At 69.5% G+C, this 220-nt stretch carries 1 pseudogene; it reads right to left on the bottom strand.

Annotated elements, in window-relative coordinates:
- Nucleotides 1-109: 109 nt before the first annotated feature.
- Nucleotides 110-220 (bottom strand): annotated as a pseudogene (locus tag E2C06_RS37165) (transposase); the annotation flags it as partial.

Raw genomic sequence — 220 nt, 5'->3', positions numbered from 1 at the left:
CGCCGACCATCCCGTCAGCCGTGTCGCCGAGCTTCTGCCATGGAACCTGCCAAGCGACGCAGACGCCGCGGCAACCTGACGGTCGATCGCCGCGTCACCGGACGCTTACGACGTAGTCGATGCCCTCGGCCTCGCAGAAGGCCATCACCTCCGGGCGACCGTAATGGCCGTCGCCGCGCAGGGTGATGTGGGTGCCTGGCCAGTGGCGCCGGATCTGCCG

Origin of the sequence: Dankookia rubra (assembly GCF_004355005.1) — a bacterium.
Lineage (GTDB): Bacteria > Pseudomonadota > Alphaproteobacteria > Acetobacterales > Acetobacteraceae > Paracraurococcus > Paracraurococcus ruber_A.
Note: the sequence above shows the minus strand (reverse complement) of the source record. Positions and strands in the feature narration are given on the sequence as shown.